Raw genomic sequence first — 16,264 nt, 5'->3', positions numbered from 1 at the left:
ATGCAAAGAAAACAAAAAGCGGTTGCAATCCTGCAACCGCTTTTTCATTGACTAAACTCTTTTTACTGGTAAGTATATGTTACTATTGTTACTGCTCCGCCCGGAGTAACAGTTGAAACAGCATTAGCAGGTTTATTAGAAGTGTTATAAGTATAAGTAAGAGATGTAGTCTCATTATTAGACGGGTCAGTGGCATCCACATAAATGCTTTTTGTGAGATTATTGGTTGCAGCAAGAACTAGGTCACCCAAAAAGATCGCTTCTATACCCATCTGTAAAGGACTCACCTTAGTATCATACTCTTCTGTATATTCCTCAGATAAATCATAGCTTAAAGTAATATCATTCCATTGATAATATTTTTCGTTGCCAACATTACCACTGGCCAGGTAAGTGTAAACATCTTTGGATGCTTTCTGGTATATCCCGGTAATTGGGTCTGCTGAAAAAGATTCTTGTTGTGTAATTTTTCCTGAGCCATCGTAAGTGAAAACAGCGCTATCCTTCAAAGCAAATCCAAATATTGTTAACGCTGTTATCGTTCCTGTATATTTTGATGTGCCGGTATTATATTTAACAACTGTTACAATACTATCAACACCCAATGCAGCAAACTGGTCGCTTTTAAGTACTACACTTGTTATAATACCTGATCCATTACGGTTGAGTTTTGTTTCAAAGAAATAAGCCGTACCCTGCACATTACCCCCTGTATACTGGCGGATCAGTTTGCCTGCTGTATTATAATTGTAATCAGTAGTAGTAGTATCAGCACCACTGCGTGTACCTATACGAACCAGCTTCTGATTAGTTGTACCACCACCTCCTCCTCCGCCACCTGGGGCATAATCAACTTCTTTCTTGCATGAAGCAAGAAAAATAATGATTGACAAGAAAAATAATAACTGTTTTTTCATGAGCTAAAATTATAATTCCAATAAAGTTTTTACAGGGTCTTTACCAAACAACATCAGTTGTGGATTCTCGAGTAATTCTTTTACTCTCACCAAAAAACTTACACTTTCTCTTCCGTCAATTACTCTATGATCATAACTCAATGCTACATACATCATCGGTTTTATTACTATCTGCCCCTTCTCTACTACCGGCCTCTCCTCTATTTTATGCATTCCGAGAATAGCTGACTGAGGAATATTAATAATGGGTGTACTTAATAAAGAACCAAAAACTCCACCGTTGGTAATTGTAAACGTGCCGCCTTGCAGATCTTCTGTTGTTAATTTACCATCTCTTGCTTTGCCTGCCAGCTCTACAACTTTTCTTTCTATATCTGCCATACTCATGCTTTCTGCATTTCTTATCACCGGCACAGTCAATCCTCTTGGTGTAGAAACGGCAATCGATATGTCACAGTAATCATGATAAATAAGATTATCACCGTCGACATAGGCATTTACTGAAGGCCATTCCTGCAATGCATAGGTACAAGCCTTTGCAAAGAAACTCATAAAGCCCAGGCCAACACCATGGATCTCTTTGAACTTTTCCTTGTATTGATTTCGGATATCCATAATAGGCTGCATGTTCACTTCATTGAAAGTAGTGAGCATCGCCGTTGTATTCTTTGCTTCAACTAACCGGCGTGAAATCGTTTTGCGGAGGTTACTCATCTTCTCAGCCTTTTCATTGCGGCTGTTGAGTGCGGCTCCGGGTTTTCTTCCGGGGTTTTGTAAAGCAGCCAATACATCGTCTTTCAAAATCTTTCCTTCGGGGCCGCTTGGAGTAACTTTCTTCGGATCCACTTTTTTATCAGCCATCATTGCTGCAGCAACAGGTGAGGCTTTTACATCTGCAACAAACTCTGATTTCTTTTCTTCCTTCTTAGTTTCCTTTTTTGATTCAGTTTTCTTAGCTCCTGACTCCTGGCTAGCGTCTACTGACTTTTCCTCAACTGGTTTACCATTTGAAGCAGCAGGTTTTGCTGCCGATTCGTCAATTGATGCAAGCAGATCACCAATTTTAATTGAATCGCCTTCACTGATAGCAGCCAATTTTATAATGCCTGCTTTTTCAGCATTTACTTCAAATGTCGCTTTCTCACTTTCCAGTTCAGCTATCACTTCATCTCTTTCTACATAATCGCCATCCTTCTTTGTCCATTTTAACAAAGTCACTTCACTTATGGATTCACCAACTGTTGGAACTTTTATATCAATCATACTCCTAAATTATAAGTTTTCGTTTCAAATAGAAAAAGCTGTTTCCACGATCTCTGCCTGCTCCTGCACATGCACTTTATTATAGCCTGTTGCTGTTGATGCAGATGGTTGGCGACTGATCACTCCATAGTTAATACTTTTCAGGTTCATTTGCAAGAAGGATGCTGCTCCCATATTCAAAGGTTCTTCCTGCACCCAGAACCATGTGGCCTTACTGTACTTTTTATATAAATCTTCTAATTGTTTTTCCGGCAATGGATATATTTGTTCCATTCGAATGATAGCAACATCATTCCTGTTTTCTTTTTGTTGTCTTTCAGCCAGGTCAAAATAAATTTTACCACTACAGAATAAAACCTTGTTCACTTTTGAAGCATCAGCATAATTATCATCAATAACTTCTTTAAATGCACCATTCACAAAATCATTCATAGCTGAGTATGAACCCGGGTGACGAAGATTTGCTTTCGGTGAAAAATTGATCAGCGGTTTTCTAAACGGCCATGCCAATTGTCTTCTCAATGCATGAAACAGGTTTGCAGATGTTGTAATATTTGTAACAATAATATTGAGTTCAGCACATTGCTGAAGAAAGCGTTCCAATCTTGCACTGCTATGCTCAGGCCCCTGTCCTTCATATCCATGCGGCAGCAGCATCGTAACCCCGTTCATCCGGTTCCATTTCTGTTCACCTGCACTTATGAATTGATCGATCATAGTTTGTGCACCATTACTAAAATCTCCAAACTGTGCCTCCCATAAAACGAGTGTATTGGGATTAGCCATTGCATAACCATATTCAAAACCCAATACACCGTATTCACTCAATAATGAATTATAAATTCTGAATCTTCCAGTAGCTCCATCTATCCGGCTAAGACGATTGTATGCTTTGTTATTCTCATCATCACGCAAAACGGCGTGGCGGTGACTGAATGTTCCTCGCCTTACATCCTGTCCACTCATGCGAACATTCTTTCCATCCAGCAATAAACTTGCATAAGCCATCAGCTCACCTGTAGCCCAATCTACTTTATTTTCATTCTGAAATAATTTGATCTTATCCTGGATGATCTTCTCTACTTTTTTTAGTGGCTTGAAATCATCAGGCCATTTCATAATGGCATCAAATATTTTCTTAAAATCATTTTCATTGATAGCAGTTACAGGAGACTGATCGAAATCCTGTATTGTGGCACGACGCAACTTTTTCCATTCCAGCTCCGGTGGCTGATATTGATAAGGTAATGGGTTTTGTTTCACTTCATCTAAACGTTCCTGCAGATCAGCCCAGAATTTTTTCTCCATTTCTTTCGCCAGCTCCTGTGCATCTTCCTCGCCATTCTCCAATAAATATTTTATATATACTTCCCGCGGATTCGGATGTTTATCAATTAGTGCATACAATTGAGGTTGTGTAAACTTAGGGTCATCGCCTTCATTATGTCCATGCTTACGGTAACAAACCATATCAATAAATACATCGCTATTGAATTGCTGACGATAACGGGTAGCTATCTCAGCACATTTTACTACTGCTTCCGGATCATCACCATTTACATGAAAAACAGGTGCCTGAATTGCAGCAGCCAGTGATGTACAATAATCAGAACTTCTTGCATCATCAAAGTCAGTTGTAAATCCAATTTGGTTATTAATAACAAAATGAATGGTACCGCCTGTATAATAACCGTTCAGATAACTCATCTGCAAAACTTCATACACAATTCCCTGCCCGGCTATTGATGCGTCACCATGAATCAATATCGGCAATATTTTATCAAACTTACTATGATACATAACATCTGCCTTGGCTCTCGCAAAACCAACCACCACAGGATTTACTGCTTCAAGATGTGAAGGATTAGGCATCAGCTTCAGATGCATCGTTCTGTTATCGGGAGTTGTTACTACACTTCCATAACCCATATGATACTTTACGTCGCCACTACCCATTGTTTGATCCAGTTTCGCTGTGCCTTCAAACTCACTAAATATCTGTTCATAGGTTTTACCCATAATATTCGCCAACACATTCAGTCTTCCGCGATGGGCCATACCGATCACTACTTCATGCACATCATTATCCGCACCGGTATTAATAATGGCATCTAACGCTGCAATCGTCGTCTCCCCTCCTTCCAGCGAAAATCTTTTTTGACCGACATATTTTGTGTGCAAAAATTTTTCAAACATTACACCCTCGTTCAATTTTTCAAGTATTCTTTTTCTTTTTTCAAGCGGCAATTGTTTTGAAAAATCTTTTTCCATGGCGCTGGTAAGAAAATCAACTTTGTCCTGGTTACTGATATATTTAAATTCAATACCTACATGCCCGGCATAAATTTTTTGGAGATGCGCAAGAATATTTTTCAAACTTGTTTTGCCAAGGCCTATAAGATTACCTGCATTAAACTCCTTATCAAGATCAGCTTCTGTAAAATTGAAAAAGCTTAATTCAAGATTAGCCCCCCTATCTTTTCTTTTACGTATAGGGTTTGTTTTTGCGATCAGGTGGGCTTTGTTGCGGTAACCAAGGATCATTCGGTACACACTTATTTCACGCATCCAGTCAATACCAGAGACAGTTGCTGCTTTTATAGGCTCTGCAGTAGTTGTCTTACCATTTGTAGCATGACTGCCGATGGCAAAATCAAATCCTTCAAAAAATTTTCTTAACTCAGGGTCAACGCTTGCAGGGTCTTTTACAAAATCCTGGTATAAGCTCTCGATATACTGTGGGTGCTGCGAAGTGATGTATTGGAAGTCTTTCATTTCAGTTTCTAACTCCTTTTCCACTTAAATGGTAATGGGCGGGGTTGAAGGCAAATATCAGCCAAAAAACCGAAAAAGCCGTCATTTTGAGGGCTTTACGGAGTTCAGAAAAATGGCCTTATTGGGTTTCTGAATTTGATTTATCTGCCGTTCAGAGTGTGGGCAGCTTTTTTATAATTAAAGTCTTGAAAATTTGGCTGATAGAGTGCCCAACCCTACCTTTGCCCTCCTTAAAAATAAGAGTAAATGGCTAATCACAGTGCTACAAAAAAAGATGCCCGCCAGGCGGCTAAGAGAACAGAAAGAAATAAATATTACGGAAAAACGACCCGTAATGCAATTCGTGACCTCAAGGAATTGAACGAAAAAGCTACAGCAGGTAAAAAGCTCGTTGAAGTTTCCAGCATGATCGACAAACTGGCTAAACGTGGCATCATCCACAAAAACAAGGCAGCAAACCTGAAAAGCAAGCTGACTAAAAAGGTAAACGCAGTTAAATAACTTAAGCGAATAAATTATTTAAGAGGCATTCCGTTATGGGGTGCCTTTTTTTATTTTTGGAAACCAGCGTCTGTACTACTATTTTGCTGTTGTACGTCCGGTAATACTTTCGGCATTTAAACAAACAACATGAAAAAAATATTGCTGCTTATTAGCATCACTGCATCCTTTAATCTCTTTGCACAAAATATCACTACAAAATTTGAACAAAGTAACGGAACACAAACACCAACTTATTTTGAAATTGTTGATTGGTGGAAAAAGCTTGACGAAAAAAGTGGCAAAGTAAAAATGCTTACGATGGGCATGACCGATGCGGGTTATCCTTTGCATTTGATCGTCATTGCAAATAATGGCGATTATAATTTTGATAATATTCGCAAGAACAATAAATCGGTAATTCTTATCAACAATGGCATACATCCCGGCGAGCCTGATGGCGTAGATGGAAGTATGCTGCTGGTAAGAGATATAGTAACAAATAAACTTTCACTACCCGATAATATTGTTCTTGCAATCATTCCTATTTACAATATCGGTGGATGTCTCAACCGCAGCGCAAACTATCGTGTTGATCAAAATGGCCCTGAAGAATTTGGTTTTCGTGGCAACAGCCAGAACCTTGATTTGAATCGTGACTTTATTAAATGTGATTCAAAAGATGCAAGAGCATTTGTAGAAATATTTCACTTAACTGATCCGGATATTTTTATAGATAATCATGTAAGCAACGGAGCCGATTACCAACATGTGATGACTTTACTCAGCACACAAAGCAGCAAGCTTGGTGGTGCGATGGGTGATTACCTTAAAAAAGAATTGGAACCGGGCATTTATGCTTCAATGAAAACAAAAGGTTATGATCTGATCCCTTATGTTAATTCATTCGGCGACACACCTGATAATGGCTGGCCTGAATATTGGGATGGCCCGAGATACAGCAGCGGCTATGCTGCTTTATGGCATACATTCTCTTTTGTTCCCGAAACGCATATGTTGAAACCTTATGATCAACGTGTAAAAGCCACTTATGCTTTAATGCAATCATTCATCGAGTTCACAACAAAGAATAAAGAAACGATCAGGAACTTGCGTGATCAAACCAAACGATCAGTTCAATCAGCAGTTGAATTTCCTATCGGTTGGTCGCTTGATCGTTCGCAGTTTAAGGAAATAACTTATAAAGGATATGAAGCAGGTCGCAAACCCAGTGAAGTCTCCGGTTTGCCAAGATTATATTATGACCGCAACAAACCTTACGAAAAGAAAATAAAAATATTCAACTATTTCCCTCCTAAAACATTTGTACAAAAACCAAAAGCTTATATCATTCCACAGGGTTGGTGGAAAGTAATAGATCTGCTAAAGCTGAATAAAGTACAGATGACACAATTGAAAAAAGATACAACGATTGAAGTAGAGGTCTACCGTATCGATGATTACAAAGCGATGCCACGTCAATATGAAATGCATCACATGAACAACGAAGTGAAACTAAGTAGTAGTATGAAGAAAATACAATTCAAAAAAGGAGATTACTATATTCCTCTTAACCAGGTTGCCAATCGTTTCCTGATTGAAACACTAGAGCCGCAGGCCGAAGACTCTTATTTCGCATGGAACTTTTTTGATGGCATACTCGGTCAAAAAGAAGGATACAGTGCTTATGCATTTGAAGATATTGCTGCGGATTACCTGAAAAAAAATCCTGATTTACAAACAAAACTGAGCCAACGTGTAGCATCTGATACCGCATTTGCAAAAAGTGGAAGGGCACAATTGAACTTCGTTTATGAAAACTCTCCATGGGTTGAACCGGTTTACTTGCAGTATCCTGTTTATAGAGTGAAATAAGTTCATCGTTACAACTTCTTTTATTCTTTTCAACAATCATTTTCCCCAATAATTGTTGGTATTAAAATTGGCTGTTAGAATTACACATAAAATAACAGTCAATGAGATACCAGGTTGTAGCCCTTGATTACGATGGAACGATAGCACATCATGGACGAGTTTCAGAAGAAACAATTGAATCTTTACGGCAATTAAAAGCGTCCAAAAGAAAAATAATACTGGTAACCGGAAGGGAACTTGATGAACTTAAATCAATTTTCCCTGAACATTTATTGTTTGATCGTATTGTTGCCGAGAACGGAGCTCTCATTTATAATCCAGCCACGTTAGAAGAAAGATTACTGGGCGAAAGACCTCCTGAGTCTTTTATAAATGATCTGAAAAAACAAAACGTAATGCCACTCTCAGTTGGAAGAGTTATTGTAGCTACCTGGGAACCTCATCAAAACACAGTATTGGAATCAATAAAAAGATCAGGGATCGAAAGACAGGTTATATTCAATAAAGGTGCAGTCATGGTTTTACCCGCGGGCATTAATAAAGCCAAAGGGCTTTCATCTGTATTGAAAGAATTAAATTATTCCATGCATAATGTAGTTGCAATTGGTGATGCCGAAAATGACAGTGCCATGTTACAAGCAGCAGAGTGTGCCGTTGTTGTGCAGAATGCATTGCCCGCTTTAAAGAAAACAGTTGACTGGGTAACTAATGGTGATCATGGAGATGGTGTTACTGAAATGATAAACCAACTATTAAAGGATGATCTTCACGTACTGGATGAAAAACTGGAAAAACATTATCTTAATTTTGGAAAAAAATTTGATGGTGATGAATATAAGATCGGCCCCTATCGCTTAGGTATTTTATTAGCCGGTGAATCTGGAGGCGGCAAGACAACACTCACGACATTTTTTTTAGAAACATTGATTGCAAAAAAATACCAGTTTTGTTTGGTCGATCCGGAAGGTGATTACTCTGAATTGCAGGGTGCAGTTACGATAGGTGATGCAACCCATTTACCGGTTATTGAAGAGATAATGAACCTGCTTACAAATCCGTTGCAAAATGTAGTTGTCAATACACTTGCAATTCCCCTTAACGATCGCCCCGAGTTTTTTAATAGTCTGCTTGCTGCTTTATTGGAATTAAGAAAAAGTTTTGGTCATCCGCATTGGTTCATCTTTGATGAGGCACACCATCTTATTCCTAAAGCGGCTACAAAATCTTTCTTTAATATTCCAAGGGATCTTAACAATTTCATGTTAGTGACTACCGAACCGGAATTGATAAATCCGGCAATTGTATCGCATACAGACCTGGCAATTGCAATTGGAAAAGAACCTGAGAACATCATCAATCAATATGCCCGGCTTAAGAAAAACTCAATGCCTGACATACCAATTAAAGAGTTGAATAAAGGTGAAGCATGGATATGGGAAATTGATAAAGGCGATCCAATTCCGGTGCGTATAGAAAAGCCTGCACAGCTTATGCAAAGACATAAGAAAAAATATGCGACTGGCGATATGCAGGATAACAGTTTTTATTTCAAGGGGCCCGGCAATAAACTTAATTTAAAAGCCAACAACCTTATGCTGTTTATTCAAATGGCAGAAGGTGTGGATGATGACACCTGGATATACCATCTCGGCAAAAAAGAATATTCTGATTGGTTTCGCAATGCTGTGCATGATGATGAACTTGCTGATGCGACAGAAAAAATAGAAGAACAGGAAACTGACCCGGCAAGATCAAAAGAAAGAGTTCTCAATTTGATAAAAGAAAAATATACTGCGCCGGCATAACGATCATTTTTTTAATGGTAACCACTTTCCGTAAGTCAGCATACGCCATATCCATTCGAATGGTCCATAATTAAAATATTTGAACCAAAGATTACTGTACAACACTTGCAATGCATAAACCGCTAAACCGATCGGGACAAATATTGCCGGGCCGATATTTCCACCAAATCCAAAACCTACACCATAATAAAGAGTGATCCCAATTATCGTTTGCATTAAATAATTTGTCAATGCCATTCTGCCCATTGGCGCCAGCACTTTTAATTTGCTATTTCCTTTCGTTTTTATCCAATGTAAACAGATAACAGAAACATAAGCCAAACACAGAGGAACAACACTAGTAGCATAAAAAATTGTATGAAAAATGCCAATTGGGTTAGGAATTTGTTTTTGAAAAAATTCAAAATATGTACAAGCGATTGCAGATGGTATTCCAATCACAAAACCCCATAAACGTAATTTTTTAAAAAGCTGTACATAATTTTCAAGTTGTATGTACATCATTTTTCTTCCGGCATAAAATCCGATTAAAAACATACCAAGCACTTTTGGGATGCGGTTGCTATCAAGAATATAAGAGTAGCGATATAAAAAACCAGATTCCTGCCAGTTTCTCCACTCCTGCCATCCGCTTCCATCTTTATAGAGATAATCGCGGTATCCATCACCGACAATTCCGTTATTTTCATCAATACGAAATGCAATTTTTTCCAGAAATTCTCCTGGTTTTCCATTTAATAGCATATAAATACAATCAAGTAGGATCGGAGAAAGAATTAATACGGATGCAAGGATCAATAATGTTTTATCCGAACACTTCCTGAATAATGGTAAGATCAACCCAATTAAAGCATATAAAAAAAGAATATCGCCTTCCCATAATCCAAACAAATGAAAAGCACCGATCAAAAGCAGTATAAATATTCTTCGGTAAAATATTTTTAATGGATTAATACCTTTCTGTTCATTTCGAATTAAAATGATGGAAAATCCAATGCCAAACAACAAGGAAAATAAACTGTAAAATTTTCCATTGATAAAAGTTTGCTCGAATAAACCGACTAAGCCATCAGCAGGCCATGTAGAAAGTGCTTCACGACTGGAGTCAGTCAAATAACCCCAACCCGTAAATCCAAAAAGATTATCCATCATCACTCCAAACAAAGCGAAGCCACGAAGTACATCTAGAATATCGGAACGTTCGGTTAAACTAACAGGCATTGAAGACTGCTTAAGCATATAGTTGGTTTTAGCTTTACAATAGATTCCTCACAATAACATTGAGACAAACTTAATCATTAACTTTAAATTTATAATATCAACTTATGAACCGCAAAGAATTTATTAAAAACACATCGCTTGCTACAGCAGGAGTTACAATTCTTAACTTTCCTGTATTTGGGAAAAATGCACCCTCGAATAAAGTGCTTGTTGCTGTAATGGGAGTTAATAGCCGCGGCGCTTATCTTGCTGAGTGTTTTTCACAACTTACAAATGTAGAAGTGGCATATCTCTGTGATGTGGAAGATAAAGCGATCGCAAACGGATTGAAACCATTTGAGAAAAAGGATAAGAAGCCAACGATTGTAAAAGATATCCGTGAACTGGTAAATAAAAAAGATTTTGATGCACTGATTGTCGCTACACCCGATCACTGGCATGCGCCTGCAACTATACTTGGAATTACTCATGGAAAACATGTTTATGTAGAAAAACCCTGCAGTCATAATCCCTACGAAGGTGAATTGTTGATACAGGCAATAAAAAAATATCCAAAGCAATTGATACAAATGGGAAATCAACGCCGTTCGATGCCGAATCTTATCAATGCAGTAAAAGAAGTAAGAGATGGAATAATCGGTAATGCTTATTTCGGAAGAAGCTGGTATGCGAATAATAGGAAAAGTATTGGGCATGGTAAAATAGTTCCTGTACCATCCACATTGGATTGGGATCTATGGCAAGGCCCGGCAACACGACAAGATTATAAAGACAACTATGTTCATTACAACTGGCATTGGTTCTGGCATTGGGGCACATCCGAAACTTGTAATAACGGAACACATGAAATAGATATGTGCCGCTGGTTTTTAAATGCTGATTATCCAACCAAAGTAACATCAGCCGGTGGCCGTTATGCTTTTAAGGATGATTGGGAAACTCCCGATACGCAGGTAGCCACATTTGAATTCGGAAATGAAAAAGCGATAACATGGGAATCCAGGAGTTGCAACAAAATGCATGAAGAAGGCGGCAGTCGTGGATTTGTAATTTATGGAGATAAGGGAACATTGATCAATGCCGGCAATGATGACTATAAAATTTTTGATGCAGATAATAAACTGGTAAAGGAAGTAAAGACAGCTACACAAAATGACGGCACCAATGCAGTAAGTGCAACAGGCAATCTTGATTTCTTCCACTTCAATAATTTTGTTGATAGTATTAGAGGTGAATCAAAAGTCAATTCACCGATTGATGAAGGACATAAAAGTATTTTGCTTTGTCATTTGGCAAGTATTGCACAACGGACTGGACATACTTTGCATTGCGATCCGAGGAACGGGCATATACTGAATGATAATGCAGCAATGAAATTATGGAGAAGAAGCTATCAGAAGGGATGGGAACCAAAGATCTGATGCACAGGTTATTTCAACTCACGAATTTTAATACTTCGGAAGCTCACTTCATTCCCATGATCCTGTAAAAGAATATAGCCTTGCTTAGCTTCACCAAAATTTTGCCATACTTTATATTTACTGATAGCAACTAGATCACGGTAAGCTTGTGAACCTCTTTCATACTCCAGCACTTTTACACCATTCAGGTAATGCTCTACATGATTGTTAGGATAAACAATGATCCGGGCTGTATTCCAGTTGCCCGGCTGTTTAATAAAACGTGTCGTCTTTTGTGCTTTTATTAGATCATACAATGAAGCCAACGTACGATTTCCGTCAATTCCCATTTTTGCATCGGGATGCAATGTATCATCAAGTAACTGGTATTCCAACCCAATTGCAGAGCCGGAATTATTTTCACTCAACGTCACAAAATATTTTAGTCCGCTGTTAGCGCCGGGTGTCAATTTAAATTCAAATGAAAGATCAAATGCGCTGTACTGTTTTGTCGTCACTATATCACCTCCATTAGTTGACTCACGACCTGTGGATGGCAATACTTTTAAAATACCATCTCGTATCTCCCACCCTTTTTCAGGAAATGTTTTTTTATAAGCCCCTGTCCAGCCCTTATTGCTTTTTCCATCAAACAATAACTGCCACCCGCTTTTCGTTTCAAAATCCGTTAGGGTATTAGGTTTAAGATTAGCGACATAAATGCCTTTGGGAAATTGTGACGGTGCCAGGCCCGCTGTCCGGATCAAAATATTTTTCCAATAAATTTTTATACCTGCATGCTCAGGTTTACCAATGGAATGTACCTGCAAAGCGATCAATCCTTCATTAGCCGTTAACGTATCCACTACATAACTCACTGCTGCGCCATCAAGCCATGTTTTAATTGTATTATCGATGCATTCGATTTTTATTGTGTGATATACATTAGGAGTAAAATAAACCTGCGCTTTTGAATTTAATGAACCAGGATATAACCATTCTCTTCTTCCTTCATCATACACACCGGCACTCCATCTTCTTGCAGAGGGATCTAATTCATACTGGTAACCGTATATTCTTCCGGCGCCTTTATTTGCAGTGGGATCAAAATTACTTTTGAACTGAATACCCGAATTGGTTATAGTATCACCCATCATAACCTGCATTTCCAGGATAAAATCGCCTGTAAATTTTTTCTCACAAACCAGAAAGGAGTTCGGCGAGTTGGGTACCGCAGTACCTACGATAGCCCCATTCTCCACTTCATATTTTGCTGAGCCGGTCATTTGTTTCCATCCGTTAAGTGATTTGCCATCGAATAAATATTCCCAACCCGGTTTCTGGCTGTTAACACATAATGAAATCAATAAGATTAAAGGCAGAATTGTTTTTTTCATACTTAATAATTTATGCGATATTATATTCCGGTTTCCATTTTTCAATTCCGTGATTGAAGATGGCCTGGTTCATCATATGCACACAGATAGCTGTTTTACCACCTGTAATAACATTTGAAACTGGTTTTATTTTTTCAGTAACAGATTTATAAAACTCCTGCAGTGCATACCAACTACCATCTTTCAGTTTTTCTTTAATGATAGGAATGCCACCATCTTTATTCCACTCAATTTTTGTTGCACCGGCAACTCCGTCTACTGTTTCCAATTCCTTTTTAGTTGTAGCTTCAGGATAAAAAATTCCTTCATCCACTAATAACTCAACTGTTCCTTTTGTTCCTTTCAGTTTAAAAATATATCCATCCTTTGCATTGCCACAGGTAGCTCCAAAGTTTCCGATCATTCCATCTTTATTATAACGCAATACAGCCTGTACATTATCAAAAGTCTCACGGCCATCTTTATAAAAATCTATACCACCTGTGCCCAGTACTTCATCAGGATGTGTATCAAAGGCCCAGTTGATAAAATCAACCTGGTGCGATAATAATTCAGCTGGTAAACCACCTGAATACTCTTTATACATCCGCCAATTGATCTGCCTGTCAGTATATCCATCCGGCACAGGGCGACGCCAGTTCCAATTACGATCCCAACGGGTTTCAATATGTACTACTTTCCCGAGATAACCTTTATCGATCATCTCCTTTACTTTAAAATAAAGTGGTGTGTAACGGTATTGGTGACCAACCTGCAGAATTTGTTTGGAATATTGAGTACAGAGTTTTGAAAGTTCAATTGTTTGAGCAGCATTATAAGTCATAGCCTTTTCAAGGTAAACATGCTTACCTGCATTTAATGCATCCGCAGCAATTTCAAAATGATTGTATAGCGGTGTAGCTATAATAACTGCATCAATCGTTTTATCATCCAATATTTTTTTATACTCTTTGTGATATTGAAAACTTCCCTGTTTATCAGCATTCTTCATATTATCCAACCTGAACTGAAGTATATCACAGACTGCTTTGATGGAAAATTTTTCAGGCATTGAATTTAGAGTATCGGCAAGACCTCTTCCCCTATCACCGCTACCGATAATACCAATACTAATAATATCGCCAGGTTGTGTAGAGCCGTATAAACTTAAAAGCTTGTTGTGCATTAATGCTCCAGCGGCAAATAGGCCAGTATTACTTATAAAATTCCTTCTTTTCATAGACGGGATGAAGTTACGGATTCATGAGTTTATAAAAGCGGGAACTTGCAGTATCGGCAATTTTTCCTGTCTTGTCTTTATAAATAAAATAAGCAGCAAGTTCTTTTCGTTTTTCAATAAACTGCAGAGCTTTTTTCAAGCCCATCAACATAAGGGCATTGTCATAGGCATCGGCAGTCATACCATCTTTTGCATAAACAGTAACGCTTATGAGTTCATTCTGTACAGGGTAGCCCGTTTTCGGATCAATGATATGCGTAATTTTCTTCCCATCGCTTTCATAATACTTTCTGTAATTGCCGGATGTAGTGATAGCGCCATTTTCCAGTGAAATTATTTTTTGCATCGGATGATCCCTGAATTCATCTTCATCCGGCGATTCAATCCCGATCTTCATTTTTTCTCCCGAAGGTTGTTTTCTGCCTTTCACTCTTATTTCTCCTCCCAACTCAACGAGATAATTTTTAATCCCATTCTTTTCAATAAAATCAGCAATCACATCAACTGAATAACCTTGTGCAATTCCATTCAAATCAACCTGCACGCAACTATCTTTTTTGGACAAATAATTTTTTTCCAGTAGCAGCCTGTTTGTGCCAACACATTTTTTTATTGCTTCAATCTCCTTTTTCCCCGGCAAAGAATCAGTTTTAGTCACCCCAAAACCCCAGGCCTGAACAAGTGGTTTAACGGTAACATCAAAAAGTCCATTTGTTTCATGATAAACTAAAATTGACTTCTTTATCACGTTTACAAAATGGTTATCAATTTTTCTGCCAGTCCTGGAATTATTGAATTGATTAATTATAGAGTAAGGTTTATACAGTGAAAGCGAACTATCAATTTTGTCAAGGATGCTATCAACTTGTCTTTTTATAACTATGCTATCTGTTGCATAATAGGTAATAGAGTAAGTAGTACCTTGTGCAAAACCAGTAATAGTATATTTTTTCAACTCACCATTCCGAACAATAAACAAGAAGGGGAGCCAACAGTATAACAGGCATCTCATACTTCAAAAATAGCCTGATTCAAATAAAAAATTATTTTACTACAAGAAACTCCGTTAGCCTTTGATCAATACTTTTAAAAAGGATTGCACTGCTTCTGATCTTCCGATGGGTTCCAGAAAAAGATTAAACACATTCACAGCTACAGCCAACCAGGTAGCAGGATGCTTTAGCTTTCCATATTTCCATGCACCCAATAGCAACATTGTAAGGATTATCCCTTCAGCAATATAAAGCGGAAATATTATATCAATATTGGGCCAATGCTGGCCATTCAGTCCAATATACACAAATTGTACCCCACGGCCCAGGGCAGGCATCATAATAATAAACACCGTTGATATAAGCCACCATGAATGATCTTCCACTTGCTTCCTGTGAATTATACTTTTGATAACCGCATATCCAAATGCTGTCATCATTACAATTTCCACTGCAGCCACACCAAAGAAAAACCAGGGCTCGAACGGACCAAAGTCCTGCCTTCTGATCACTGAATGTTCAGCACTCGCAATATCACGATGCATCATGCTTAACGCCGTCAGGCAAACGGCACCGGCTATAAACATGCCGATGATACCATTGGTACGATGTCTTGCCATTTGCCCATGGGTAGCAAAATAAGGTTGAATGATCAAATAGAAATACCAGATAGTCCCCGTTATGTAATGAACATGCACAGACCAGGCGTTCTCTGAAAAATCGCCCCAGTAATCTCGAAATATTCCGGCTTGCATGATCAGTATGGGAATGATCATCCATAGATGCAGATTTTTATACTTCGTCGTGTAATTATTCACAAGCGTATTTTTTTATTGAAAGGAAGAAACTGTAACAGTTGATTCAACACGTTTATCCTTGATCCTCATTCCTCAAATTACAAAAGCTTTCAAATCTATTGC

General features: G+C 38.2%; 12 protein-coding genes. 4 read left to right on the top strand and 8 right to left on the bottom strand.

Translation table 11 applies throughout. The features are described from left to right. Nucleotides 1-62: 62 nt before the first annotated feature. Genes E6H07_19905 through E6H07_19895 form a run of 3 tightly spaced genes read right to left on the bottom strand, consistent with a single transcriptional unit; the run spans nt 63 to nt 4,955 of the window. Nucleotides 63-917: a hypothetical protein gene (locus tag E6H07_19905; GenBank protein TMI61298.1), complete on the bottom strand. Its 855-nt coding sequence runs from the start codon at nt 915-917 to the stop codon at nt 63-65. A 9-nt stretch (nt 918-926) separates the two neighbouring features. Beyond that, the gene (gene odhB / locus E6H07_19900) at nt 927-2,180 is read right to left on the bottom strand and encodes a 2-oxoglutarate dehydrogenase complex dihydrolipoyllysine-residue succinyltransferase (protein ID TMI61297.1); all 1,254 of its coding nucleotides are present in this window, start codon (nt 2,178-2,180) and stop codon (nt 927-929) included. Between the two features lie 24 nt (nt 2,181-2,204). After that, nucleotides 2,205-4,955 (bottom strand): 2-oxoglutarate dehydrogenase E1 component, encoded by a 2,751-nt coding sequence (locus E6H07_19895; GenBank protein TMI61296.1) that lies wholly within the window; start codon nt 4,953-4,955, stop codon nt 2,205-2,207. Between the two features lie 246 nt (nt 4,956-5,201). On the opposite strand from E6H07_19895, the gene E6H07_19890 reads away from it, so the two are divergent. The 3 genes from E6H07_19890 (at nt 5,202) to E6H07_19880 (ending at nt 9,115) form a co-directional block, all read left to right on the top strand. Further along, nucleotides 5,202-5,456: a 30S ribosomal protein S20 gene (locus E6H07_19890; protein ID TMI61295.1), complete on the top strand. Its 255-nt coding sequence runs from the start codon at nt 5,202-5,204 to the stop codon at nt 5,454-5,456. Between the two features lie 129 nt (nt 5,457-5,585). Beyond that, nucleotides 5,586-7,310 (top strand): hypothetical protein, encoded by a 1,725-nt coding sequence (locus tag E6H07_19885; protein TMI61294.1) that lies wholly within the window; start codon nt 5,586-5,588, stop codon nt 7,308-7,310. A 101-nt stretch (nt 7,311-7,411) separates the two neighbouring features. Continuing rightward, complete coding sequence (locus E6H07_19880; GenBank protein ID TMI61293.1) at nt 7,412-9,115, top strand: HAD family phosphatase; 1,704 nt, start codon at nt 7,412-7,414, stop codon at nt 9,113-9,115. A gap of 3 nt (nt 9,116-9,118) precedes the next feature. Here the strand turns inward: E6H07_19880 and E6H07_19875 are convergent, their stop codons facing one another. After that, complete coding sequence (locus E6H07_19875; protein TMI61292.1) at nt 9,119-10,354, bottom strand: DUF418 domain-containing protein; 1,236 nt, start codon at nt 10,352-10,354, stop codon at nt 9,119-9,121. A gap of 86 nt (nt 10,355-10,440) precedes the next feature. On the opposite strand from E6H07_19875, the gene E6H07_19870 reads away from it, so the two are divergent. Next, nucleotides 10,441-11,757, top strand: a complete 1,317-nt coding sequence (locus E6H07_19870) for a Gfo/Idh/MocA family oxidoreductase (GenBank protein ID TMI61291.1) — start codon at nt 10,441-10,443, stop codon at nt 11,755-11,757. Between the two features lie 8 nt (nt 11,758-11,765). On the opposite strand, the gene E6H07_19865 is transcribed toward E6H07_19870, so the two are convergent. The 4 genes from E6H07_19865 to E6H07_19850 are packed head-to-tail and all read right to left on the bottom strand — an operon-like array spanning nt 11,766 to nt 16,120. Continuing rightward, nucleotides 11,766-13,133, bottom strand: a complete 1,368-nt coding sequence (locus tag E6H07_19865; GenBank protein TMI61290.1) for a DUF1080 domain-containing protein — start codon at nt 13,131-13,133, stop codon at nt 11,766-11,768. A gap of 10 nt (nt 13,134-13,143) precedes the next feature. After that, entirely contained in the window at nt 13,144-14,352 is a 1,209-nt protein-coding gene (locus E6H07_19860; protein TMI61289.1) for a Gfo/Idh/MocA family oxidoreductase, read from the bottom strand. A gap of 13 nt (nt 14,353-14,365) precedes the next feature. Next, nucleotides 14,366-15,364 (bottom strand): FAD:protein FMN transferase, encoded by a 999-nt coding sequence (locus E6H07_19855; protein TMI61288.1) that lies wholly within the window; start codon nt 15,362-15,364, stop codon nt 14,366-14,368. 54 nt (nt 15,365-15,418) lie between these two features. Continuing rightward, complete coding sequence (locus tag E6H07_19850; protein TMI61309.1) at nt 15,419-16,120, bottom strand: hypothetical protein; 702 nt, start codon at nt 16,118-16,120, stop codon at nt 15,419-15,421. Nucleotides 16,121-16,264 lie beyond the last annotated feature (144 nt).

This window comes from Bacteroidota bacterium (assembly GCA_005882315.1).
Taxonomy (GTDB): domain Bacteria; phylum Bacteroidota; class Bacteroidia; order Chitinophagales; family Chitinophagaceae; genus VBAR01.
The sequence above is the reverse complement of the archived record's forward strand: the minus strand, read 5'-3'. Positions and strand labels throughout refer to the sequence as shown.